This window comes from Cryptosporangium minutisporangium (assembly GCF_039536245.1).
Classification (GTDB): Bacteria; Actinomycetota; Actinomycetes; order Mycobacteriales; family Cryptosporangiaceae; genus Cryptosporangium; species Cryptosporangium minutisporangium.
In genome coordinates this window covers 18,061-40,743 of the sequence record NZ_BAAAYN010000046.1, presented here as the reverse complement: position 1 = coordinate 40,743, position 22,683 = coordinate 18,061, and the positions used below count along the sequence as shown (strand labels likewise).

The 22,683-nt window shown below is 72.1% G+C and carries 20 protein-coding genes; 9 read left to right on the top strand and 11 right to left on the bottom strand.

The genetic code is table 11. The features are described 5' to 3' along the window. The first annotated feature begins 113 nt into the window (after nt 1–113). From ABEB28_RS32845 to def, 4 genes are all read left to right on the top strand, one after another. A complete protein-coding gene (locus ABEB28_RS32845; RefSeq protein ID WP_345732148.1) occupies nt 114–1,298 on the top strand; it encodes a lytic polysaccharide monooxygenase in 1,185 nt (394 codons plus the stop codon). Between the two features lie 102 nt (nt 1,299–1,400). Continuing rightward, nucleotides 1,401–2,009, top strand: coding sequence for a QsdR family transcriptional regulator (locus ABEB28_RS32840; protein ID WP_345732147.1), 609 nt, complete (start codon nt 1,401–1,403; stop codon nt 2,007–2,009). 442 nt (nt 2,010–2,451) lie between these two features. Further along, on the top strand, nt 2,452–3,045 hold the full coding sequence (locus ABEB28_RS32835) for a winged helix-turn-helix domain-containing protein (protein WP_345732146.1): 594 nt from the start codon (nt 2,452–2,454) through the stop codon (nt 3,043–3,045). Further along, nucleotides 3,045–3,629: a peptide deformylase gene (gene def, locus ABEB28_RS32830; protein ID WP_345732145.1), complete on the top strand. Its 585-nt coding sequence runs from the start codon at nt 3,045–3,047 to the stop codon at nt 3,627–3,629. The genes ABEB28_RS32835 and def overlap by 1 nt, the downstream gene beginning before the upstream one ends. Here def and ABEB28_RS32825 read toward each other — a convergent pair whose 3' ends face one another. Together ABEB28_RS32825 and ABEB28_RS32820 are read right to left on the bottom strand one after the other, a co-directional pair. Next, nucleotides 3,630–4,217, bottom strand: coding sequence for a TMEM165/GDT1 family protein (locus tag ABEB28_RS32825; protein ID WP_345732144.1), 588 nt, complete (start codon nt 4,215–4,217; stop codon nt 3,630–3,632). It lies immediately after the preceding gene. A gap of 275 nt (nt 4,218–4,492) precedes the next feature. Beyond that, nucleotides 4,493–6,445 carry an acyltransferase family protein gene (locus tag ABEB28_RS32820; RefSeq protein ID WP_345732143.1) on the bottom strand — a complete coding sequence of 651 codons (1,953 nt, stop codon included), beginning with the start codon at nt 6,443–6,445 and terminating at the stop codon, nt 4,493–4,495. A gap of 650 nt (nt 6,446–7,095) precedes the next feature. Here ABEB28_RS32820 and ABEB28_RS32815 point away from each other — a divergent pair. Beyond that, nucleotides 7,096–8,145 carry an LCP family protein gene (locus ABEB28_RS32815; protein ID WP_345732142.1) on the top strand — a complete coding sequence of 350 codons (1,050 nt, stop codon included), beginning with the start codon at nt 7,096–7,098 and terminating at the stop codon, nt 8,143–8,145. An 11-nt stretch (nt 8,146–8,156) separates the two neighbouring features. On the opposite strand, the gene ABEB28_RS32810 is transcribed toward ABEB28_RS32815, so the two are convergent. Genes ABEB28_RS32810 through ABEB28_RS32800 form a run of 3 tightly spaced genes read right to left on the bottom strand, consistent with a single transcriptional unit; the run spans nt 8,157 to nt 12,156 of the window. After that, nucleotides 8,157–8,603, bottom strand: a complete 447-nt coding sequence (locus ABEB28_RS32810) for an STAS domain-containing protein (RefSeq protein WP_345732141.1) — start codon at nt 8,601–8,603, stop codon at nt 8,157–8,159. After that, entirely contained in the window at nt 8,600–11,329 is a 2,730-nt protein-coding gene (locus tag ABEB28_RS32805; protein ID WP_345732140.1) for a SpoIIE family protein phosphatase, read from the bottom strand. Before ABEB28_RS32805 ends, ABEB28_RS32810 begins: the two co-directional genes overlap by 4 nt. A 29-nt stretch (nt 11,330–11,358) precedes the next feature. After that, nucleotides 11,359–12,156: an alpha/beta fold hydrolase gene (locus ABEB28_RS32800; RefSeq protein WP_345732139.1), complete on the bottom strand. Its 798-nt coding sequence runs from the start codon at nt 12,154–12,156 to the stop codon at nt 11,359–11,361. A 214-nt stretch (nt 12,157–12,370) separates the two neighbouring features. Between ABEB28_RS32800 and ABEB28_RS32795 the strand changes: the two genes are divergently transcribed. The 3 genes from ABEB28_RS32795 to ABEB28_RS32785 all read left to right on the top strand — a co-directional run bounded on the left by ABEB28_RS32795 (nt 12,371) and on the right by ABEB28_RS32785 (nt 14,247). Then, nucleotides 12,371–13,285: an SPFH domain-containing protein gene (locus ABEB28_RS32795; protein WP_345732138.1), complete on the top strand. Its 915-nt coding sequence runs from the start codon at nt 12,371–12,373 to the stop codon at nt 13,283–13,285. A gap of 16 nt (nt 13,286–13,301) precedes the next feature. Then, nucleotides 13,302–13,550 (top strand): type II toxin-antitoxin system antitoxin, encoded by a 249-nt coding sequence (locus ABEB28_RS32790; protein ID WP_345732137.1) that lies wholly within the window; start codon nt 13,302–13,304, stop codon nt 13,548–13,550. Nucleotides 13,551–13,611: 61 nt separating this feature from the next. After that, nucleotides 13,612–14,247, top strand: coding sequence for a GOLPH3/VPS74 family protein (locus tag ABEB28_RS32785; protein WP_345732136.1), 636 nt, complete (start codon nt 13,612–13,614; stop codon nt 14,245–14,247). 146 nt (nt 14,248–14,393) lie between these two features. Here ABEB28_RS32785 and ABEB28_RS32780 read toward each other — a convergent pair whose 3' ends face one another. The 3 genes from ABEB28_RS32780 to ABEB28_RS32770 all read right to left on the bottom strand — a co-directional run bounded on the left by ABEB28_RS32780 (nt 14,394) and on the right by ABEB28_RS32770 (nt 17,057). Next, nucleotides 14,394–15,911 (bottom strand): YibE/F family protein, encoded by a 1,518-nt coding sequence (locus ABEB28_RS32780; protein WP_345732135.1) that lies wholly within the window; start codon nt 15,909–15,911, stop codon nt 14,394–14,396. A 146-nt stretch (nt 15,912–16,057) separates the two neighbouring features. Next, on the bottom strand, nt 16,058–16,816 hold the full coding sequence (locus ABEB28_RS32775; RefSeq protein WP_345732134.1) for a CbtA family protein: 759 nt from the start codon (nt 16,814–16,816) through the stop codon (nt 16,058–16,060). Nucleotides 16,817–16,832: 16 nt separating this feature from the next. Continuing rightward, nucleotides 16,833–17,057, bottom strand: a complete 225-nt coding sequence (locus ABEB28_RS32770) for a CbtB domain-containing protein (RefSeq protein WP_345732133.1) — start codon at nt 17,055–17,057, stop codon at nt 16,833–16,835. A 216-nt stretch (nt 17,058–17,273) separates the two neighbouring features. On the opposite strand from ABEB28_RS32770, the gene ABEB28_RS32765 reads away from it, so the two are divergent. Further along, a complete protein-coding gene (locus ABEB28_RS32765; protein ID WP_345732132.1) occupies nt 17,274–17,858 on the top strand; it encodes a histidine phosphatase family protein in 585 nt (194 codons plus the stop codon). Nucleotides 17,859–17,911: 53 nt separating this feature from the next. Here the strand turns inward: ABEB28_RS32765 and ABEB28_RS32760 are convergent, their stop codons facing one another. Genes ABEB28_RS32760 through ABEB28_RS32750 form a run of 3 tightly spaced genes read right to left on the bottom strand, consistent with a single transcriptional unit; the run spans nt 17,912 to nt 22,448 of the window. Next, nucleotides 17,912–19,489 carry a nickel transporter gene (locus tag ABEB28_RS32760; protein WP_345732131.1) on the bottom strand — a complete coding sequence of 526 codons (1,578 nt, stop codon included), beginning with the start codon at nt 19,487–19,489 and terminating at the stop codon, nt 17,912–17,914. Next, nucleotides 19,486–20,793 (bottom strand): tetratricopeptide repeat protein, encoded by a 1,308-nt coding sequence (locus ABEB28_RS32755; RefSeq protein WP_345732130.1) that lies wholly within the window; start codon nt 20,791–20,793, stop codon nt 19,486–19,488. Before ABEB28_RS32755 ends, ABEB28_RS32760 begins: the two co-directional genes overlap by 4 nt. Nucleotides 20,794–20,852: 59 nt before the next feature. After that, on the bottom strand, nt 20,853–22,448 hold the full coding sequence (locus tag ABEB28_RS32750; protein ID WP_345732129.1) for a DUF4331 domain-containing protein: 1,596 nt from the start codon (nt 22,446–22,448) through the stop codon (nt 20,853–20,855). Nucleotides 22,449–22,683: the final 235 nt, after the last annotated feature.

The window sequence follows — 22,683 nt, the reverse complement described above, 5'->3', positions numbered from 1 at the left end:
AGAAGAGAGAAGCAATAACGCCGGTGAGCAGGTAATCAGTCACGCGACGGCCGAACGTTGCGGTGCACTAGCATCAGCCGCGACGGGCGTGGTGGGGGTAGGACAGGAGTCCAGTGGACGGGCGAGCGCGGTCGGCGAGTTCGGTCCAGCCGTCCGCCCGCGGGTCACACCGCCGGGCGGCGAAGTCGCCGACGGAGTTAACCAACGACCTGACGAAGTTGCTCGGACGCGCGGCCGGTGCGGTGACGGCGGTCCCGCAACAGCCGACGCCGCCCGAGATCGTTCCGGGCCGGCATCACGCCGACCCTCCGCCGCCGCTCCCCGCACCACCGGAGCCAACCCGTTTCCGGTTCGGCCGTCCGCAGCTGCTGGCGGCGGCCGGCATCGTGGCCGCGGCGACCGTGGCGGTTCCGCTCCTGCTCATCTGGGCGCCGGGCGCGGAGGCCACCGGCACGGCGATCACCCCCGCGAGCCGGGGGCACGCCTGCCGGGCGGGCACCCCGAACCGGGACCTGTTCCAGGCGTGCCGCGCGGCCGCGGCGATCCGCACGGCCACCGATGAAGCGCTCGGCGACGGCACCGATGTGAGCATCCCGGACGTCGGCGAGCGGCACCGGGAAGTCATTCCGGACACCCGGCTGTGCAGCGCGGGCCGGGAGCGGTACCGCGGTCTCGACCTCGCCCGCGACGACTGGCCGACGACCGTGGTGCCCAGCGAGGGCACCACGACGTTCGAGTACCGCCTCGACGACCGGCACTCCGGTCGGCTCCGGTTCTTTCTCACCCGCGCTGGCTACGACCCCAAGCAGCCGCTGACCTGGGAGGACCTGGAGCCGAAGCCGATCGGCCAGGTGACAGGGAAACCCGGTACGGACAACGCCTACCGGGTTCGCGTCCGCCTCCCGAAGCGCTCCGGGACGCACGTCGTCTACACGATCTGGGAGCGCGAGGACACCGACGCGGCGCTGTACGCCTGCTCGGACGTCCGTTTCGGCCGCGCCGGGGAGAACAGGATTCCCGGCGACGACGACGCGGCGACACCGGCCGCACCGGCGGCACCGGCCGTGCGACCGACCGGCGCCACGGTGAGCCCGAGCAGCGCGCGGCCGAGCGACGCGGCGCCGAACGGCGGCGATCCGAATACCGACGAACCCACGCCCGCGTGGGAGTCCGGCATCGCCTACGACGTCGACGATCTCGTGGAGTTCGACGGCGTCACCTACCGCTGCCTGCAGCCGCACCGCTCCGTCCCGGGCTGGGAACCGGAGTCCGCCCCGGCCCTGTGGGAGGTCGCCTAACAGCCCGGACGGCCTGGATCCATCCGGATGCCCGATCCGCAGAGTGAGTTGGCCCACTAAGATGGCCGGGCAGCGCCGAGCCGAGCGACCGGGGAGTTACGAGTGGCCGAGCGATCCGCGCCGGTGCTCCCTGCCCGAGGCCCCGCCGACGTCGTCGCGCTGGCCACCCGTGCGTATCTCGACGGCGAGCCGGTCGACATGTCGGCGCTCGCACACCAACTGGGCATCGGGCGGGCCACGCTCTACCGCTGGGTCGGCAACCGGGAAGAGCTGCTCGCGGTCGTGCTGGCCGAGGCGACCGAGCGGACGTTCCGCTCTGCGGAGCGATCGGCCCAGAACGGCCAGGGCCCCGGCGCGGGCGGTCCGGAGTACGTCGTCGACGTGCTGGCGCGGTTCATGCGCGCGGTACTGGCCGCACCCGGACTCAAGGCCCTCACCCAGCGCGAACCGATGGTGTTCATCCGGTTGGCGACGATGCCGGGTGCGATCGAGGATCGCGCGGCCGCGCTCGTCGAGGAACTGCTGGAGCAGGAACGGGCGGCCGGGCGGCTGACCCTGCCGCTCCCGATCACGGCGCTCGCGGTCGCGATCGTTCGGGTGTGCGACTTCCACATGTACGCGCACCTGCTCGGCCGGGGCGCCCCGGAGGTGGAGACCGCGCTGGCGATCGTGCGGGTCCTCGTGGGCGCACCCACCGCCGACGGCGGCTGAGCCGCCATCCCCCTCCTCGGTCGCTGGACTGGTGGGTGCTGGACAAACCCGACCACGCGGGTGTTCAGAAGCTCATCGGCGACCTCGATCGGGTGTACCGGGAGACGCCGACCCTCTGGACGCAGGACGTCGACCCGGCGGGCTTCTGCTGGATCGACGCTAACGGCAATGGGGGTGGCCGACTGCGCGGCAGAACTAGTCGTCAGCGTGGCGCCGCTGATGGTTGGCGCGCATTCCGTGCGGAGCAGCGGATGGTTGTCGCGCTCTCCGTACGGGCGGCGAGTGGTTGTCGCGCTCTCAGGGCTGCGTCCGCAGTGGTTGTCGTGGATTCCGGACCATGGCACGGAATCGACGACAACCATCTCGGCGACACCCGGGAAGGGCGACAACCAAGCAGCGCGCCGCGGGCCCGACACTTTGCAAAAGTGCTACTTTGCAAAGCATGTCCTCGGACGCCGCCTCCCCGACGCAGCTCACGGCTCATCCGGTGCGGACGGCGCTCCTGGAGCTCCTGGCCGACGGGTCGGTGACCGCGAATCAGGCCGCCCGGCAGCTCGGCGAGAGCTCCGGGTCCTGCTCCTTCCACCTGCGGCAGCTCGCCAGAGCAGGCCTGGTGGAGGAAGCGCCAGTTCCGCCCGGCAGCGGACCCGGACGACGTCGCCCGTGGCGGTTGCGCCGCGAGCCGACCGCCCGCCCGGCCGCCGACGGTGAGTGGGATCCGCTGCTCCGGGAACTGGAGGACGAGGGGTACCGCCGCTGGCTCGCCGGGCGGGATCAAGTCGACCCGCGGTGGCGCGCGGACGAGGCCACGAGCCACGTGCTCTGGCTGACGCCGGAGGAGATGACCGCGGTGGCGGCGGCCGTCCGGGCGGTGGCGGCCCGGTTCGCCGATCGGGAGCGGGCGGACGACCGGCCGCCGGACGCGCGTCCGGTCGCGCTGGTCTCCCGGGTGTTCCCCCTGCTCCCACCGTCCGATGCCGGCGACACCGCCGACCCATCTCCGAGAGACCCGTTGACGGAGCGAGAGGACCGCTGATGGAGAGCTCGACCCAGACCGGCAGCGGATCGGTGATCCTGCCACCCCGAGGGGCGGACGGCCTGCTGCCGATCGTCGTCACCGGGCAACCGGTTCTGCACCGGCCGGCCGCGCCGGTCGAGGTGTTCGACGACGCGCTCGCCGAACTGGTCGAGCAGATGACGGCGTCGATGAAGGCCGCCCCGGGTGCCGGGCTGGCGGGACCGCAGGTCGGCGTCGGTCTGCGCTTGTTCACCTACGACTGCGGGCCGGGACGGCGCGGACACGTGGTGAACCCGGTGCTGGAGCGGCTCTCCGCCGGGCTGGAGGAGGAGAACGAGGGATGCCTGTCGATCCCCGGTCTGCGCTTCCCGACGCCCCGGGCGTCGCGAGTCCGCGTCACCGGGGTCGACGTGGACGGCAACGCGGTCGACGTCGTCGGTGAGGGATACCTCGCGCGGTGCTTCCAGCACGAGGTGGACCACCTGGACGGCGTCCTCTACGTCGAGCGGCTCGGCGGCAAGGTCCGCAAGCAGGCGCTCAAGGACATCCGGTCGGCGTCCTGGAACGGCACGCCGTCCCTGGAGCCGTCGCGCACCGGATGATCACGTCAGCTCGACGATCGCCTCCACCAGCAGCCAGGCACCGAACAGGAAGAACAGCGCGGCGGCACCGTACTTGATGGCCTTCTCCGGCAGGTGCTTGCCGAGCTGACGACCGACGACGATCGCCAGCGCGTCGGCGGCGACCATGCCGATCGTCGAGCCGAGCCAGGTGCCGAACCAGCCGTACTGGGTGGCCAGCGTGATCGTGGCGAGCATCGTCTTGTCGCCGAGTTCGGCCAGGAAGAACGCGACCGACGCCGCGACCACGGCGGACTTGGTCGTCTTCTCCGCCTTGGTGCGCTCCTCCTCGGTGAGCGTGTCCCCGCGCAGCGTCCACAGCCCGAACGCGAGGAATGCCAGCGCGGCGATCAACGCGATCCAGCCGGTCGGCAGCGCCGAGCCGAGCCCGTACCCCACCGCGACCGAGACGGCGTGCACGATCGCGGTGGCGATCGTGATGCCGATGAGTACCGGGAGCGCCCGGAAGCGGGTCGCGAACGTCAGCGCCATCAGCTGCGACTTGTCGCCCAACTCGGCAACGAAGATCACGCCGAAGCTGACGGCCAGCGCCGTGAAAAAACCAGCCACGAAACACCTTCCGGTCCTAAGCCGGATCAGGTGCGCGCACGACCTCGACCCGGCGTCAATACGCCTGAGTCGAAGGTCTCGCTCGCCCGTGAAGGCCGCGCGGCCGGAGGCCTGCGGGTCGAACCCGCCAGCATCAGTATGTCGACCGCGACATTGGGAGCTACTCCCCCTCGCGCCTCGAACCGTAGCAGAGCAGGCGAGACGCCCCCAGTGATGAGGCGGAGAAGCCGGTCACACTCCGGGTCGGAAGGTGGAGGACGCACGCGGCGGCCGGATCAGCCGAGTGCGCCCGCGTCGACGGCCCGGCGCAGGATCTGCGGCGCGAGCCACGCGGCGCCCTCCGGCGAGAAGTGCAGCCCGTCCGGCCGGGGACGGCGCGACCCCACCTCGTCCGCGCACTCGCCGCCGGGGCAGAGCAGGTCGGTCACCCCGATCACCGTGACCCGGCCGGGGAACGCCGCGGCGGTCGATCGGCGAAGTGCGTTGTACCGGGCGGCCTGCGGGTCCCGGGTCTGCGTCCGACAGGTCGCCGACGAGTGCCCGAGCCGCCGGCAGAGCGACTCCGCCAATGGGATCGGCTCGATCAGGACGACGTGGGCGCGGCCGGCCGTCAGCCGCCGCAGCGCGATCGTCAGCTGGCGACGCACGTGTGCGACGTGCGCTGCGGTACCCGGCTCGACGACCGCTCCGTCGGCGCGCCGGACCGGGTGGGTCTCCCACCGGGAGTGCACCAGGATCAGCGTCGGGTCGAAGTCGCTGACCAGGGCACGCTGCATCGCCGGGACGACGTCCGGGCAGCGGCGGCCGGCCGCGTACGGCGCGCCGTCGGACTCCACCATCAGCAGCGCGGCGACCGAGCAGGAGCTGACCGCACTGTCGACGTACCCCCAGCCGCGGGTGGTCGCGAGCCGATGCAGCCCGGGCGCGAGGCTCTTCGCAACGGAATCGCCTGCGGTCGCGAGGCGGACGGCCCGCGGTGAGGGTGCGGCGGCCAGCACCCGCGGTTCGGACCCCGGCGTCGCGGGCTCGGCGACCAGGGGTGGGGTCGCCCGCAGCGTCGTGACGCCGACGACGCCGAGCACGGCCACGACGGCCACCGGTGCCGGCAGGAGTGCGCGCGCGGTCAACGGAGCGCGCCGCCGCCTGGCCCATCGGCCCTGCAGTGGCTTCTCGACCAGACGGTACGACGCCAGCGCGAGCGCCGACGTGAGCGCCAGCTTGGCGCCGACGGCGACGACCGGCACGTCGAGAGGCGTCCCGGACGTGGTCACCGCTACCTCGTCCAGCCACCAGTAGACCGGCCAGTGCCAGAGGTAGAGCGCGTACGACAGCCGCCCTATCCACGGCAGCGGCCCGAGCGCGAACAAGCGGCCCACCGGCCCGTCCGGGGCGACCGCCACCGCACCCACCAACCCGGCGGCCACCAGCGCCACCACGAACCCGACGCCCCGGTAGTACCCGTGCCAGTCGTCGCCGACCAGCGCGGCCGCGACGAGCAGCCCGAGCAGAGCCGGCACCGCGAGCCGTCCGAGCCACCGCGCCCACCGCTCCCGGCCCGGGCCGAGGAGAAGCAGCGCGAGGACCGCGCCGGTCAGCAGCGCGTGCGCCCGGGTGTCGGTGCCGTAGTACGAGCGGGACGGGTCCGGCGCGGCGTAGAGATGGCGCATCCACGCCGCGGACGCCAGGGCCAGGACGCCGGCGAGTAGCACCAGCCAGAAGCGCCCTCGACGCAGCCGCAGCGCCAGCGCGACGATAAGCGGCCAGGCCAGGTAGAACTGCTCCTCGACCGCGAGCGACCAGGCGTGCCGCAGCGGCGACGGAGGCGCGAACTCGTCGACGTAGGACTGGCCGGACGCGACGAACCGCCAGTTCGCACCCTGCAGGACGGTCCACAGCGCGTCCAGGCGGAATGCGCCGAGCCGGTGGGTCGGCAGCGTGAACGCGGCGACGACCGCAACGACCGCGACCATCAGCAACGCCGCGGGCAGCAGTCGGCGCGCCCGGCGGGCCAGGAAGTCCTCCAGGTCGACCCGTCCGCCCGGCCCGGCGCGAGTGACCAGCAGCGTCGTGATGAGGAACCCGGAGAGGACGAAGAAGACGTCGACGCCGAGGAATCCGCCGGGCAGCCAGCCGGCACCGAGGTGATAGGCCAGCACCGCCGTGACGGCCAATGCGCGGATACCGTCCAGCCCCGGCCGGTACGTGAACTCCGGCGTGAGCGACTTCACACTCGCAGCAGTTCCGTCGTTAGAGGATTCGGGCGTCGGACGTGAATGTCCGGTGTTCTGCGGCCGAAATCCGGGCTCCAATTCGTGATCATTGCTGACTGGAGTGACGTTTTGCTGCGTGTGCATCAGAACGGAGCCTAGCGAGATGGACCATTTCGCGGCGGCCCGTGCCTATCATCTGTTTTGCCGGTATCGACCTCCCCCGACTCGCGGAGGACAACAGACGCGACACGCCGGGAGCGGCGCTGTGCGAGCGCCTACTCGATAGTTAATCACCGTTTCCGGATACTTTGCCGGAAGTCCGCACCACGAATTGCGTCCACCGTTTCTCGCGTCGATTTCTGCGCTATTACCACGGCCCGTCGAGGCCGTTTAGTGCACGCCGGCACCTCGCCATCCACTGCTGTCGAAGCGGCCCGGGAAACCCCTGGTCATCGGGTCCGCGAACGGTGATTATCGAGGGGGTAGCGGGGTACTCCTAGATTGCTGAATTGCCTGCCGTATCGTGCGCGAACAGATTCGCCTCCTTGACTCGATCCGATCGATGCCGATGTACCGGGGAGAGAGCGCGACCGGCGGTGCCAACCGGGTGACAGCAGAGGGCGGAACGAGTGGGCGTAGGTCGGAGGGGCGGCACACCGTGGACCACGGTGGGCCTCATCGTGGGGGTCGCGCTCCTCCTGGTTTCGGTCGGCACGATCGGTGCCGCCTGGGCGATCAGCGCGCGGTACGAGAAGAACATCAAACGCGCGGACCTGCTGGGCGACGTCCCCACGACGCAGCGCACCGACGGCACCGGCTCGAGCTACGACCCCGGCGACGACATCGTCGGCCCGCTCAACTTTCTGGTGCTCGGCTCCGACTCCCGGCTGGCCGACCCGTCGGTCCAGGCGAACACCGTCGGCGAGCGCTCCGACACGATGATGCTCGTCCACGTCACCGCGGACTTGGGCAGCGCGTACGTGGTGTCGATTCCCCGGGACGCGTACGTCGATATCCCGGCCGGCGGCACCTGGCAGGGCGGCAAGAACAAGATCAACGCCGCGTTCTCGTACGGCGGCGCCCCGCTGGCGGCGAAAGCCGTCTACGACCTCACCGGTCTCCCTCTCGACGGCGCGGTCGTCGTCGACTTCAACGGCGTCCGGACCATGGTGAACGCGGTCGGCGGCGTCCGGGTCTGCACCACGTACACGGTCCGGTCGATCCACACGAACCGGGTTTGGCGGGCCGGCTGCAACCACATGGGCGGCGACTCGGCGCTGGACTTCATGCGCCAGCGGTACTCGGTGCCGGGCAGCGACTTCGGCCGGATCCACAACCAGCAGATCGTGCTGAAGGCGCTGCTGGACAAGGCCGTCAGCGGCGGCACGCTGACCAACCCGCTCCGGTTCGACTCGTTCCTCCGCGCCGCCACCAGCGCGATCACCGTGGACGACAGCATGGACGTCGAAGGGCTGGCGTTCGCGCTGCGTGGCCTGCGACCGGGCGACCTGACGTTCGAGACGCTCCCGTACTCCAGCGAGTCCCTGTGGACGCCGTACGGCACGGCGGTCCAGGTCGACGAAGAGGCCACCGCAGCGATGTTCGCCGCGATCAACGCCGACCGCCTACCGGAGTGGAAGGCCTCCCGCCAAGCCGCGCCGACCAGCCTCATCGGCGGCGACCCGGCGGTGGTACCGAGCCCGTCGATCGCGGACTGACCCCGAACTCGTCAGCGCAGCGAGGCCCTGGCCGCGGCGACCGTGGACTCGATCAGTTCCGACCGGAACGCGCAGAGCGTCAGCGTGAACCGGGCGACGCCGTGCTCGGGAGCGACCAGGCGGACCGCGGTGCCCCGCCCCTCGTGCAGTCGCACCAAGTTGTCCAGCAGCCGGACGCCGGCGCTGTCCAAGAACGTCACCGCGGAGAGATCGAGCAGGACGGCCGCCGCGTCGGTGGTGCGGCTGGGGACGGTCTCGCCGAGCGCGGGGGCCGTGCCCAGGTCGATCTCACCCGCGAACGCCACCAACGTGACCACTTGTTCGGGCGGATCGTCCGGCTGCCGATCGTCGCCGTGCAGTTCGGAGACCGCGACGGTCGCCGCAGCCGGCGGCAGGCCAGCGCCGGCACAGTCGATCTCCGGTCTCTGACCGTCGATCCGCACCTCGTCCCGCATCATGGCCCCACCCATCTCACCCGGCGCGACATCGTCACTGTCGTACCGTCTCCGCGGTCGACTGTCACCTCGTCCATCAGCCGATTCATCAGCATGAGTCCCCGCCCGCGGTCGGGCGGTGTCTCCCGAGGTTGCCACATCCCGCCGTCGCGGACCGTGACATCGACACGCTCGTCGACGATCGACGCGGAGACCGTCACCACGCCGGTGGTGGCCGCCGACGGATTGCGGTACCCGTGCTCGATCGCGTTGCCGATCGCTTCCGAGCAGGCCAGGACGATCGCGAAGCCGTCGTGCCGATCGACGTCGTGGTCGACCAGCCAGTCCCGCAGCCGGTTGCGGACGCCGGTCAACTCCGTCAGGTCCGCGGGGACCCGCTCCTCGAACGGGGCCGACTCGGCCAGCGACAGCGCGAGCAGGCAGACGTCGTCGCGGCTGCTCTCGTCACGCAGCATCGAATCGGCGATCTCGTTCACGAGCGTGGCCGCCGACGAGCCGCGGTGCTTATGGATCTCCTCGCGGAGCATCTCCAGGCCGCGCCAGATCAGCCGGCCGCGCCGCTCGATCAGACCGTCGGTGTAGAGCAACAGCCGCGCGCCGGGGAGCAGCGTGATCTCCGCTTCCGACCGGCCGGGCTGCCCGGCGTAGGCGTCGAGCGGCGTCGACCGCCCGTCCCAGAGGTACCGGGCCTCCTCGTCGCCCTGGACCAGCAGCGGCGGGAAGTGCCCGGCACACGCGTAGCGGACATGTCCGGTCCGCGGGGTCAACTCCAGGTACACCAGCGTGGCCATCCGGCCGGCGTCGAACTGGACGACGAACCGGTCGAGGTGGCTGAGTAGCTCGGCCGGGCCGAGCCCGGCTCCGGCGAGCGCGCGGATCGCGCTCCGGAGCTGGCCCATCGCGCTGGCCGCGTTCAGCCCTCGTCCGACGACGTCCCCGACGACGACGCCGATCTTCTCGCCCTGGAGCTCGAACGCGTCGTACCAGTCGCCGCCGACCTCGAGGTTCTCCATCGCCGGCCGGTAGTGGGTGGCGATCCGCAGACCTGGCCGTCGGGGCAGCCCGCCGGCGAGCAGGCTGCGCTGGAGCGTGAACGCGACCTCTCGCTCTTGCTCGTAGCGCCGGGCGTTGTCCAGGGCGAGTGCGGCGGTCGCCGCCACCTCGCCGCAGAACGTCACCTCGTCGACGCTGAACGACCGGCCGTAGCGCCCGAGCACCAGCGCGCCGAGCGTGCGCCCGGAGGCTCGCAAGGGCAGCGCGAGCCACCAGTTGGCCGGTTGCGGCCCGGTCGGCCCGATCGGTAGCCGTTCGGAGAGCAGTTTGGGTCGGCTGCCGTTGATCACCTGGGTGATCAGGTCACCCGCCCAGCCGGGCTCGATCCCGATCGGGCTGGCCACCGCCGTGTCCGCGCAGCGCAGGGACCGGGCATCGGCCAGCCGCCGGGGGCCATCGGTGTCCAGGAACTCGACGCTCGCGACGTCGGCGATCTCCCAGGTGACCAGCTCGACGAGGCGCTGGGCCCGCTCGACGAGTCCGACCCGCTCCTCCAGCGCACGGCCGGTGGTCGCCAGGAAGTCCGACCGTTCGGCCGCCTTCCTCGCCTCGGCGTGCAGCGCGGCCCGCTCCAGCGCCTGCCCACCCTGCCTGCCGAGGGCGTGCAGCAGCTCGCGGTCGTCGTCGTCGAGCTGGCGGCTGCGGGTGCAGCCCGCAGCCAGGACGCCGACCCGGTGGTCGCCGACGTCGAGCGGGATCACGACCAGCATGCCGGTGTTGGTGCGTTTCATGGCCGTGGCGATCATCGGGTGGCTGTCCCAGACCGACTGCGGCGAGTCGAACAGCACCGGACCTCGGCGCCGGGCGTTGAACTCGGACGGGTCGGGGAGCGGGATCCGGGACAGGTCGCCGATCTCTGCGATGTTCACCGCGGCGATCTGCACCAGCCCGTGGTGGGAGAGGGCGACGGCGGCCGGTCCGTCGTTGCCCAGCGCCTGGTCGACCTCGGTGGCCTTCGCGATCTGGTTCCGATCGAGCAGCCAGAGTCCGGCGCGGTCGCCGTCGACGGCGTCGAGCGCGGCGTCGACCAGGACCCGGCCCACCTCGGCGAGGTCGTCGGCGGCCGCCAGCTCGGCGGCGACGCGCTGCAGCGTCCGGACGCGCTCCTCGGAGCTCTCGGCGCGCTGTCGCTCGGCCAGCAGTTCCCGCTCGTACCGGCGCCGGTCGGTCGCGCCGAAGACCGTCGTCCGGATCGCCCGCGGCTCCCCGGCGGGATCCCGATCGAGGACGGCGTTGACCAGCATGGGGAGCCGCTCGCCCCGGGCGTCCTTGATGTCGACCGCGATCTCCCGCACCGAGCCCTGCATGAGCAGCAGCGGCGAGTAGTGGGTCTCGTAGAAGATCTGATGGCCGGGTGCGAGCAAGTCCTGGAACCGCAGCCGGCCGATCAGGTCGTCGGCGCGGTACCCGGTGGACGTCAGGAAGTGACGGTTGACCTGGGTGATCAGGCCACCGGGGTCGGTGACGACGAAGCCACACGGCGCCTGGTCGAGCGGGCTTTCGGCACCCTCGGTCGGTGTCATCGGATCCGCGTCGTCGGCCGGTTCGGCGAGGTCGTCGACCGGATCGGCGAACTCCGAGGGGGTACGGCGTCGAGCCCGGGTGGCCGTCCGCCGTCGACCCGACCCGGCAGGCGCGGGCAGGCACTCGGCGGCCGGATGTGGCCGCTCCGGCATCTCCACTCCACTATCCCCTCGGCCACGGCTCAGCAGAAGTCGTGCATGGCGGCGATCGTCTCGGCCGGTGCGCTGAGGTGCGGGCAGTGGCCAGTCGCGGAGAGCAGCACGTACTTGCTCTCCGGCAGGTTCTCGTGGACGTACTCGCCCACCACCTCCGGGGCGATGACGTCTGCCGTGCACTGGAGCACCAGCGATCGGACCGGCACCTTCGGGAGATCAGCACGGTTGTCGCCGAGGAACGTGACCCGTGCGAACTGCTGGGCGATCGAGGGATCGGTACGGCAGAAGCTGTTGGTCAGCTCCTCGCCGAGCTCTGGACGGTCACCGTTACCCATGATCGCTGGAGCGATCGCACTCGACCACCCGAGATAGTTGCTCTCCATCGAGTCGAGTAAACCGCGTAGGTCGTCCGGCTCGAATCCGCCGACGTATCCGGCTGATGCATCGTTGAGGTAGCGCGGAGACGGCCCCACCATGACCAGGCTCTCGAATCGGTCCGGCTGCTCGATCGCGGCCAGCGCGCCGATCATCGAGCTCACCGAGTGTCCGACGAACACCGCCGACGAGATGTCCAGCTCATCGAGGACGTCCAGCACGTCCTGGGCGTATCCGCCGAGGGAGTCGTACCGGCGAGCGTCGTACGCGGCCAGCTGCGACTTGCCGTGGCCGACGTAGTCGAACAGCACGATCCGGTACCGGTCGGCGAACGCCGGTGTGAGGTACCGCCACATCGTCTGGTCGCATCCGAAACCGTGCGCGAAGACCATCGCCGGACCGGTCTCACGGCCAGTCACCGACACGTTGTTCCTGCTCAGGATGCTCATTACGACTCGCAATCGAGCTCGTGAGGGTAGCGGGTCGGGGACGGTGAAGCTGGGGCTACCCACGGTCGTCCGGACGTGACCATACCCGCCCGTATTCGGGCGCGTGAACCGTCCGAACGCCTGCCGCCGTCGTCACTCCCCTCCATCGAGCGTCGGTTGAAAAAGTGATATCACTTTGCTACATTGAAGCTATCGACCGCAGGAGGAGAACGTCATGACTACCGATCAGCCGATAGTGGAGATGCCCGCACCGCAGGTCCGCGAGCACCGGCAGGACGGCCTTCCGGGCATCCCGATCGCCATCGCCCTGCTGGTGGTCCTGCTGGCCTCGCCGGCGCCGATCATCATCGGTGCGCAGAACGCGCCGGGTGCCGGGCCGGTGGCACTGATCGTGCTCGGCGTGGTGCTGGCGCTCGCCGCGCTGCTCGGCCTGTGCGGCCTGACGCCGGTCGCACCCGGCGAGGCGCGAGTGGTGCAGCTGCTCGGCCGCTACACCGGCACGATTCGGGAGGCCGGCCTCCGCTGGGTCAACCCGATCACGAACCGGCAGAAGGTCTCGACCCGAGTGCGCAACCACGAGACCGAGCTGGCGAAGGTGAACGACGCCGACGGCAACCCGATCCAGATCGCCGCGGTCGTCGTGTGGCAGGTGTCCGACACCGCGAAAGCCGCGTTCGAGGTCGACGACTTCGTCGAGTTCGTGGCGATCCAGAGCGAGACCGCGGTTCGGCACATCGCGAACAGCTACCCGTACGACGCTCCGGAGGACCAGCTCTCCCTGCGCGACAACGCCGACGAGATCACCGGCAGGCTCTCCGCCGAGATCGCGGCCCGGGTCACCGCGGCGGGCGTCGAGGTGATCGAGTCGCGGATCACCCGGCTGTCCTACGCGCCGGAGATCGCCCAGGTCATGCTCCAGCGTCAGCAGGCCAACGCGGTGGTCGCCGCTCGTACCCGGATCGTCGAGGGTGCGGTCGGCATGGTGGAACTCGCGCTCGACCGGCTCGCCGAGCGTGGCGTCGTCGAGCTGGACGAGGAGCGGAAAGCGACGATGGTCAGCAACCTCCTCGTCGTCCTCTGCGGTGATCGGGGCACGCAGCCGATCGTCAACGCCGGCTCCCTGTACTGACGACAGGGACGAGCCGGTGGCCAGCGAGCGCAAGAAGATCCTCCTGCGGCTCGATCCGGCCGTGCACGACGCCCTGGCACGGTGGGCGTCCGACGAGCTGCGCAGCACGAACGCGCAGATCGAGTTCCTGCTCCGCCGCTCACTCGGTGACGCCGGGCGGCTGCCCCGCGAGGCGGGACGGATGCGCGGGCCAGGCCGCCCCCGCAACAACGACGAACCAGACGGAGCGGGAGCGGACGCCGAGCCGTCCGATCCCGAGCAGTAGCCGCGGTCCCGGAAGCCGTTCGTCCGGACGCCCGGGACCCGGAACCCCCGAGGAGAACACGATGGAGCACGAGACCCTCCTACCCGCGAGACTGTTCCTGCTCGCTTACGACCCCAAGAAGCAGCGGCTCACGAACACGAGTTTCCTGGGCACGCTGCTGCGGGCCGGTGCACTGACCGAGCTGGTCCTCGCCGGGCACGTCGCCGACCAGGACGGCCGGGTGGTCGTGGTCGGGAACCCGGTGGTCGCCGATCCCCTGCAGAGCGCCGTCCTCGCCGAGATCGCCGCCAGCAGCCGGCCGCGCAAGTGGCAGCACTGGATCGGCCGCCGCGGCCGGGCGGCCGTGACGCTGGTCCGCGAGCAACTCGCCGCCGAACACGTCATCCGGGCCGAGCGGCAACGCGTCCTGGGGCTGTTCCCGATCTGGAACGTCTCGCTGCGCGACACCCGGACGCGGAGCCGGCTGGCCGAGAGTGCCCGGCGGGCGCTGCGCGGCGGTGAGCCGGTCGACCGGCTCGACCTGCGGGACGCGGCCGTCGTCGCGCTGGCCGCGTCCGGTGAGCTGAAGATCGTGGTGAGCCGCGCGGACCGGCGTCAGTTCAAGCGTCGGTTGGAGGCGCTGGGCGAGCGAGTCGGCCCGGTCGTGAAGGGCCTGCGCAAGGCGGTCCAGGCCGCCCAATCCGCCGCGGCGGCCTGAGCACCTGCCGCCCGGGCAGCGGGCCGATTTCGGGAAGGCCACCTCTCGCGACGGCGGATGAGGTGGTCTTTCGGGAAGGCCACCTCTCACCCCGCCCGGAGGCGTTGTTATTCGGGAAATTCGGTGGCGAGGCGAGCCCCGGATGCTCAGGGGTGGGACGCGGCGGGCGTCTCCGCGGGGTCCTCGTCCTCGGCGGGGGACTCGGCGACGAGAGCGGCCAGCGCAGTGGTGATCGGCACCGACGCGACCAGGCCGATCGTCCCGACCAGCGCTCGGACGATCTCGCCGGCGATCGCCTGGCCGGTGACGAGCGAACCCAGGCTCTGCCCGCTGACCGAGATGAGCAGCAGCAGCGGCAGGGACGCTCCGGCGTACGCCAGCACGATCGTGTTCACCGCCGATCCGACGTGCGCCCGCCCCACCCGGATCGCGGCCCGGTAGAGCTCCCATCGGCTCCGCGGTGTCCGCGCCAGCTCCGCGACCACCTGGGACTGCGTGATCGTGACGTCGTCCAGCACGCCGAGCGAGCCGATGATGATGCCGGCCAGTAGCAGGCCGCGCATGTCCACGCCGCCCTCGACGGTGGCCAGATAGACGCTCTGCTCGTCGCCGAGCCCGGTGAGTTTGGTCAGCGCGGTGAACGCGGCCCCCAACAGCCCGGTGAGCACGAGGCTGGCCAGCGTGCCGAGGATCGCCACCGAGGTCCGTACCGAGACGCCGTGCGTCAGGTAGAGCACCGCGAACATGATCGTGGACGCCCCGACGACCGCCACCAGCAGCGGTGGCGAGCCGTCCAGGATGCCGGGCAGCACGAACAGCAGCAGCACGGCGAAGCTGATGATCAGGCCACCGATCGCCGCGAGCCCGCGGAGGCGGCCGAAGCCGATGACCACCACGGCGGCGAGCGCCGCCAGCAGCCAGAGCGACCCGGACCGTTGCTTGTCGACGATCGTGTAGCGGGCCGTCGACTCGCCCTCACCGCTCCCGTCGGACAAGACCAGCAGGACGACGTCGTCGCCGACGTCGACTCGCGGCGCGCCAGGCCCCTGCGGCAGTTCCATCGAGACGGTCTGGCCCTCGCCGGTGCCGTCGGTGATCTTGACCGTGGCGCTGCCGCACGGACCGGTCAGCCCGGCCGACTCCGCCTCGGGCGTCTCCGGGCAGGTTTGCTCGACGACCTCGGTGACCGTGCCGGTGGCGCGCTGCTGCTGGCCGCTCTGGCCGGTGTTGCTGCTGTAGTCCACCTGCCCGGGCCAGAGCACGATCAGCCCGATCAGCGTCGCGACGATCGCCGGGATGAGGATCCCGATCACGGCCTTGCGGGTGCGGGCCGAGACCGGCGAGGCGACGCTGTGCGCGTGGCTGTGAGCCGCGTCGTCGACGGCCGGCCCCGAATGCCCCGGTGCCCCGGGATGGCCGGGCGCGCCGGAGTAGCCGAGCCCGCCGGAGTGCTCGGGTGGTGGCTCGGGGCGACGCCGCGGCGGCTCGGGAGGAGCCGCGCCCCACGGCCCGCGGTCGCGCGGATCGGGATCCCACGACGCGGAGGGGTGAGACTCCGCCGGGTAACCGGAGCCGGGCCCCGGTTGGCCGGGGTTCTGGAAGTTCAGCCGGTCGTACGTGCCCTCCGGGTACCGCGGAGCGGCCCCGTACGGATCCTCGGCCACCCACCCGGACGCGGAGTCGTCGGGCGCCCACCCGCGCGGCGGCTGCGCGGGTGGGGCCTGATCACCGTGGGGCGGGTTGTACCGGTCGGATCGCGGGTCGCGGTCGGGCCACTCCGCGGGCTGCTCCGGCCTGCCGCCGGGGCCGGTCAGCCTGCCGCCGGTTCGGGCTCGACGGGCGGACGGGCCCGGCGGACGCGCCGCGGCGCAGCGGCCCTCGCCGTCAGCGCGCTGAACGCGATGCCGAGCACCGCCCACAGCACGAACTGCGTCTGGATCGACGCGATCCGGAAGCTCCACAGCGTCGACGCCGGGAAGTCCCGCCCGACCTCGTTGATGTTCGGCATCACCCAGGTGGCACCGAGCACGACCAGGCCCGCGACGACGATCGCGGCGATCGTGCCGTTCCAGCTCCCCAGCCGCGGTTCGAGTTGCCGCGCCAGGATCGCCGCACCGATGCCTGCCAGCACCGAGATGAGCATCATCAGCAGGTAGAGGCCGGTCCGGCGGCCGATCGTCTCGGCGGTACCCACCGCGGGCGGGTTCGCCGGGTACTTGAGGAACGGCAGCAGGAACACGGTCAGGAATCCGCCTGCCGCGACGACCAGCGCCGTCGCCCGCTCGCTGAGCCCACCGAGCCGCCCCAGCGCGAACGCGTAGGCGATGGCGAACAGACCACCGAGCGCGGTGCCGTAGATCGCGACCGCGACCGCCAGCCCGAGCGTGCTCTGGATCGTGCGGCTGACCTGCTCCGGCTCGGCCGGGATGCCGGACGCGGCGGACGCCGCCGACTCGAGGTCGATCGCGGCACCCACCGGCCCTTCACCCGCCAGGTAGGCGACCAGAAAGGCGAAGACCGCCGCGATCAGACCCGCCACCATGCCCCGCGTCAGTAAACGTCCCATCATCGCGGGAGCTCCTGGGTCAGTGGCAGGGGAAACCGAGCAGGTGACGGCCGTCGTGCACGAACTCGTGCACCCAGGTGCCCCCGACGACCGAGGTCGCACCCTCCTCCGCGCCGACGAAGTACAGCGCCAGGAGCAGCAGCAAGCCGCCGAAGAGCGCCCACGGCGCGATCTGGCGGAGCGGGATGGGGGTGGGCAGAGCCACCGGGCGTGAGGTGCCGGCGGTCTCGATCAAGTTGGCCATGGCTGAAGTTCCTCCTCGGGATAACGCGTCCCTCTCGGGGCTTCGTGATGGCCGGGTCTGGCTCCCGGACGTACCCCCGCTGAGCGGGTACGGGACCGGTTACAGTGGCGCGACCGCGCCGGGCTCCCACCGGCTTCCGCGCACATCACGAGTGCGTCCGAACGCTATGGCAGCGTCTGGAGCTGTGTCAACGCGGGCCTCGGAGGAAGGACAGGTGTGGCGACGCGGATCACGCTGCTGACCCATCCCGCGACGGCGGCGACCAGAGCAACGGCGTTTCCCCCCGACGAGCCGCTGCCGCCGGACGGGGTGGCCGCCGCGCGGCCCGCCGCGGTCGGACTGGCCGGGTACCGCTCGGCCGGGTGGCGATGCGGGCCGTCGCTGCGCTGCCGGCAGACCGTCGCCGCGCTCGGGGCCACGGAGGTCGCGGTCGAGGACGGCCTGGACGAGTGCGACTACGGCTCCTGGCGCGGGCGCTCGCTGGAGGACGTCGCGGCGTCGGACCCGGCGGGTGTGGACGCCTGGCTCACCGACCCGGACGCCGCCCCGCACGGCGGGGAGTCGGTGCGGGACCTGCTCCACCGGGTGACGAAGTGGTTGGACGCCACGGCGGCCGGGCCCGCTCGGACCGTGGCGGTCACGCACCCGTCGGTCGTCAAGGCGGCGCTGGTGGTCGCGTTGTCCGCTCCCCCCGCCGCGTTCTGGCGCCTCGACGTGGCCCCCCTCACCCGCACGGACCTGTCCGGACGCCCCGGCGCGTGGACCGTCCGCCGCACCGCCGAACGGCTCCGAAAAATCTGACCCGTTATCGACCTGTCGGGCGCCTCCGATAGGTCGATATCGGGCCAGATTTCTTAGATGGCCACCAACGCGCGGACCGCGATCGTGGCTCCGACGCCGCAGACGCCGACGCCGGTGAGGACGGGTGCCTTTCGGAGTGCGGTGGTCACGAGGCGGGCGAGCGTGGCCGAGCGGATCCGGCCCGCCCGCGCGGTGACCAGCCGGACCACACGCTGCCCGGCGAACCGCACGAGTAACCCGGCGGCGGCCAGCGTCGCTGCCATGCCGACGCCGAACGACAGCACGAGCACGACGCCGAACCACGCGCGGTCGGCCGCCACCGCGCCGAGGAAGACGAGCAGGGCGGACGGACTCGGCAGCAGACCACCCGCGAGGCCGGTGGCGACCAGCGTGAGCCGCCCCCGCGCCGGGGTCGGATGCGCATGGGTGTGCCCGTGCCCGTGGTCGTGCCCGCCCGCTTGCCCGTGCCCGTGGTCGTGCCCGCCCGCTTGCCCGTGCCCGGGCCCGTGCGAATGCGAATGGCCGTCCGGACCGTGGGAGTGCGAACGGCCGTGCCGAGCGCCCCGCAGCAGGGCGACGCCGACCAGCACGATCAGCAGGCCGGACGCCGCAGACAGCCACGGCATCACCGCCGCTGGCGCCACCGCGACACCCCCACTGACCAGCAACCCGAGCGTCAGGACCCCGGCGGTGTGCGCGACGGTCACCGCCGCACCGACCGCGAACGCCGCCCGGACCGGTCGGCTACCCGAGCGACGGGCGGCCCGGTCCACCAACGTCGGCCGCTCGACTCGGACGGGGTCGCGGGCGAGGAGGTAGAACGCCATCACGGTCTTGCCGTGACCGGGTGCCAGCGCGTGCGCGGCTCCCAGCACCGCCGCGGCCAGCACGGCGACCGCCGCCAACCAGGGCGTCGTGCTGCTGTCGAGCAGTCGAGTCACGCGATCCGACGCAGGAGCCCAGCTGTCCGGGGCGGAGCCGGCGTCCGGAACGGCGGCCGCCCCGCCCGGGCGCACCGAGAACGTCACCGACCGCAGGTCGGGCGGCGAGGAGAGGGCATCCTCCGGGTACCGCGTCAGCTTCCGGCTCGCGCTGTCGGCCCGGACCGCCGCGCCGGTCACGCTCGTCCGGTCACCGACCACCGTGATCTCGCGCCAGCCCGAACTGCCGGCCCCTCCGGCGTCGGCGAACGAGTACTCGGTCGGCGTCCGCAGGGCAGGTACGGCCGCGGACAGCGGGCACTCCAGTCGCAGCACCGGCAGCCCGGCCCGGCCGTCGCCGACCCGAGCACGCGGTACACCGCTCAGCCGCACCGGGCGAGCGGTCCCGCCGACGGTCAGCCGGAGATCGGACGCCGCCGCCGCGCAGGCGCGCCGCGCGTACCGGCCCAGCTCCGCGATGGCGAGCGTCCCGTCCCCGTCGACGTCGATCTCCGGCGTCACCTGGGCGGTCGGGATCTCGGCCAAGTCCTCGACGTGCTCGATCGACACCCGGTCGACGCCGACCACCAGCCCGTCGTAGCGGCTGGCCGTCAGCTCGCCGAGCGGATGCGCCTGCGCCGGAGCTCCCAGCAGCAGCCCGCCCGCGAGCATGCCCAGAACGACGGTGAACGCCGCGAGGACCCGCCTCATCGCAGACCCGCCAGAGCCGCGCGGGCGTCCGGGGCGCCCAGCGGGGAGAAGTGCGGGTCGAGCGCGAGCGCCCGGCCGAGCGAGCGGCGTGCGTCGGCGGGAAGCCCGGCGGCCCGCTCGACCATTCCGCGGTGGTACAGCAACCGGGCGTCGTGGGTCCCCAACCGGGTCGCCGCCCGGACGTACGGCAGCGCGTCCGCGGGCCGACCGGCCCGGAACAGTGCCCAGCCCAGCGCGTCCGCGACGTGGATGCTCGTCCGCTGCGCCCACTCGGCGCGCGCCAGCTCGACGGCGACCGCCGGGTTCCCGTGGTCGGCCTCGAAGAGCGTCACTTCGGGCCCGTCCACGACGCCGGTCGAGCGGGACAGCCGGTGGGCGGCCCGGACGACCGCGTACTGCTGCTCGGCCGCGGTCCGGTCACCACCGGCCTGGAGCAACTCCCCTAGTTCGGCGGCGTACTGCGGCAGCGGCGAGGCGGTGACGATCGCACGGTAGATCCGGACCGCGCCGGACGGGTTGCCGCGTGCGACCTCGACCCGCGCGAGGCCCGCCCGGGCCGGGACGTAGTCGGGGTCGGCGGCGAGCGCAGCCCGGTACTCGGTGGCGGCGGTGGCGTAGTCGCCCGCGTTCCGGGCCAGTTCACCGAGGTGGAAGCGACAGAACGCGACGTCGGCCGGTGCTGTTCCGGGCTCCAGGCCGCGCCGGAGCAGGGCGGCCGCGCGGTCGGTCCGGCCGGCCAGCTCGTCGGCGTACGCGAGCCGAGTGAACGTCGGCACGCCCGGCTTGAGGTCGTCGGCGGCGGTCGCGGCGGCTCGCGCTTCCGGGTAACGCCCCAGCTCGGTCAACGCGTCGGCCCGGACGATCTGCGCGCGGGCGCTGTACGGGTTTGCGGCCGCGGCTCGGTCGCCCCAGCGCAGCGCCGCGGTGAACTCGTGCCGGGCGGCGGCGAGCACTCCCGCGGCGGCGAGCGCGGCGTCGTCGGCCGGGTCCAGCGCGAGCGCCCGGTCGAGCGCGCTCTGCGCCCGGGGGTACCACGCGTTCTGGCCGGTCAGCCGGGCCCGGTCGACGTACGCGACGGCCAGCGCCGTCCACGACCGGCCGTCCCGGGGGTACTGCCGCAGCCGGGCCTGGAGGGCGGTGACGCACCCGTCCGTGGCGCAGTCCTGCGCGGCGACGACGGTGGCGGGTCGAGCGGTGGCGCGCCGGGGAGCGTCCCCGTCGGAGGGAATCAGTACCGCGGCGGCGAGCGTGAGGCCGACCGCGACCGGCAGTGCCGCGAGGGTGAGGCGTCGTATCCGGAGCATCGGACGGTCCTTCCACGGGGTAGGGCGGCGGCCTCGCCGGACGCGAGGCCGCCGCGCGGTCAAGAGGTGCGCCGCTTGCGCCACAACCAGGCGGCACCGAACGCGAGCAGAGCGGCGCCACCGACGGCGGAGCCCAGCGGAAGGAGGTCGGTCATCCCGGTCTCCGATGCGTTCGCCGCCGGGGACGGCGTCGGGTTCCCGGCGCCTCCGGTGAGCATCGACGGGCTGGTGCTCGGGTCGGCCGGTGCTGCCTGGGTCGCCGGCGGCTGCGACGAACCCTGCGACGGCGTGCCCCCGGCCCGGGTGTCCGAGCCCGACGTCGGCAGCGCGACGTACGGGAACGAACGCCCGAACGGCGTGTTGTTCGCGTCCACCGCGTCGCCCAGGTCGTTCGGCGCGTTCACCAGTTCGCCCTCGGCGACCTGCAGCGTGATGTCGACGACGTCGTCGGTGAGCCGCCGGCCGTTCGGGAAACCGGCCTTGTCACCGTCGAGAACACCGAGCCGTTTCGGGCTCGCGCTCGGCGCGATCGACGTGTTGAGCCGCAACTGCTCGCTCGGGGTGACGTTCTGCGGCTGGTTGAGACCCGGAACCCCGGTGAGGAACGCCTGGACGAGGTCCTGGCGCGGAGTGGCGGGCGCCTTGATCTTGTAGACCTTCTCGATCAGCCGCGGCACCTCGGGCTCCGTGACGTACTTCAGGAACTGGCCGTCGCCCGCGGGCTGCGACGCGTTGAACCGGTCCTTGTCCCGGATCGGGACGACGACCTCGTTCACCAGCGGCATCCCCAGCCGGGAGACCTGGACGTACTCGCCGGACGAGTTCTTGCGGGACGTCGTCGACCACACGCCGATCACCGGTTCGCCGCCCCGGGTGAGCCGGGACTTCGGCAGCTGGAGCGCGAGCGTGTTGACGTTGTAGGGCGCGAGCGTGTCGTTACCGACCTCGCTCAGGTCACCGCCGTACAGCACGTCGAAGATCCGCAGGTCGAGGAAGAACGGGTCGTCGGCTTGACCGGCGAACGACTTCACGTCGCCGGGCAGCGACTTGACCGCGCGGTTGCGCAGCGCCGCGTAGTCGGGCATCGAGGCCTTACCGACGAACGACGGCGCGACCGGGAGCTGCTTGGCGAGCTGCTTGACGCCGGTCTGCTGACCGTTCGGGCCCCACTGGATCTCCTGGAGCTGGTAGCTCTGCCAGAAGTTCAGGTCGGGGTCGGCGAGGCTGGTGACCGGCCCGGTGTTGTGCAGGAACGTGTCCTTGCTCGCGTACGAGCTGGTGAACTGCCAGCGGTAGGTGACGTCTCGCTGGGCGTCCCCGTTGTTGTCGACGTTGATCTCGTAGCGGGCGTCGGTGGCGAACGGGTAGAAGTTCGGTCCGCCCGCCGGCTCCTCGAACGGGATCCAGTTGGCCATCAGCGTGACGCTGTCGGGTTTGTCGGGGCTGACGAACGCGTACACGTCGGTGTTGTCGTACTGGGGGAACCCCGCGATGGTCGGGGCCTCACGGTGACTCGACGCGGTCGCGCCGCCGGGCGCGAGCGCGGGGAGCCCCAACGCGGTGAGCGCGAGGGCGGCGGTGACCGCCGCCCACACCCGCCGCCGTGCGGGGGTACGGAGTCCGGACGCGGCGCGTCCGGCTGAGTGGTGGAGCATCAGGCGTCCTTCGGTGCCGGAAGGACCGCGCCGCGTGGACGTGGCCACGACGCCGGGTGACGTCGCATCCCGTGTTCGCGGCCCCGCGCCCCGGGGATGGGGCCGTGTCACCTACCCGACAGATCCGACCGAACGCTGCACCTTCGGCGTCCCTCCGGGGGCACCGAGTGCGCACCGTCCGCGGCGACGACAGAGTTAACCGATCCAGCGCGCCGCGACCGGTTACCCGGGCCAC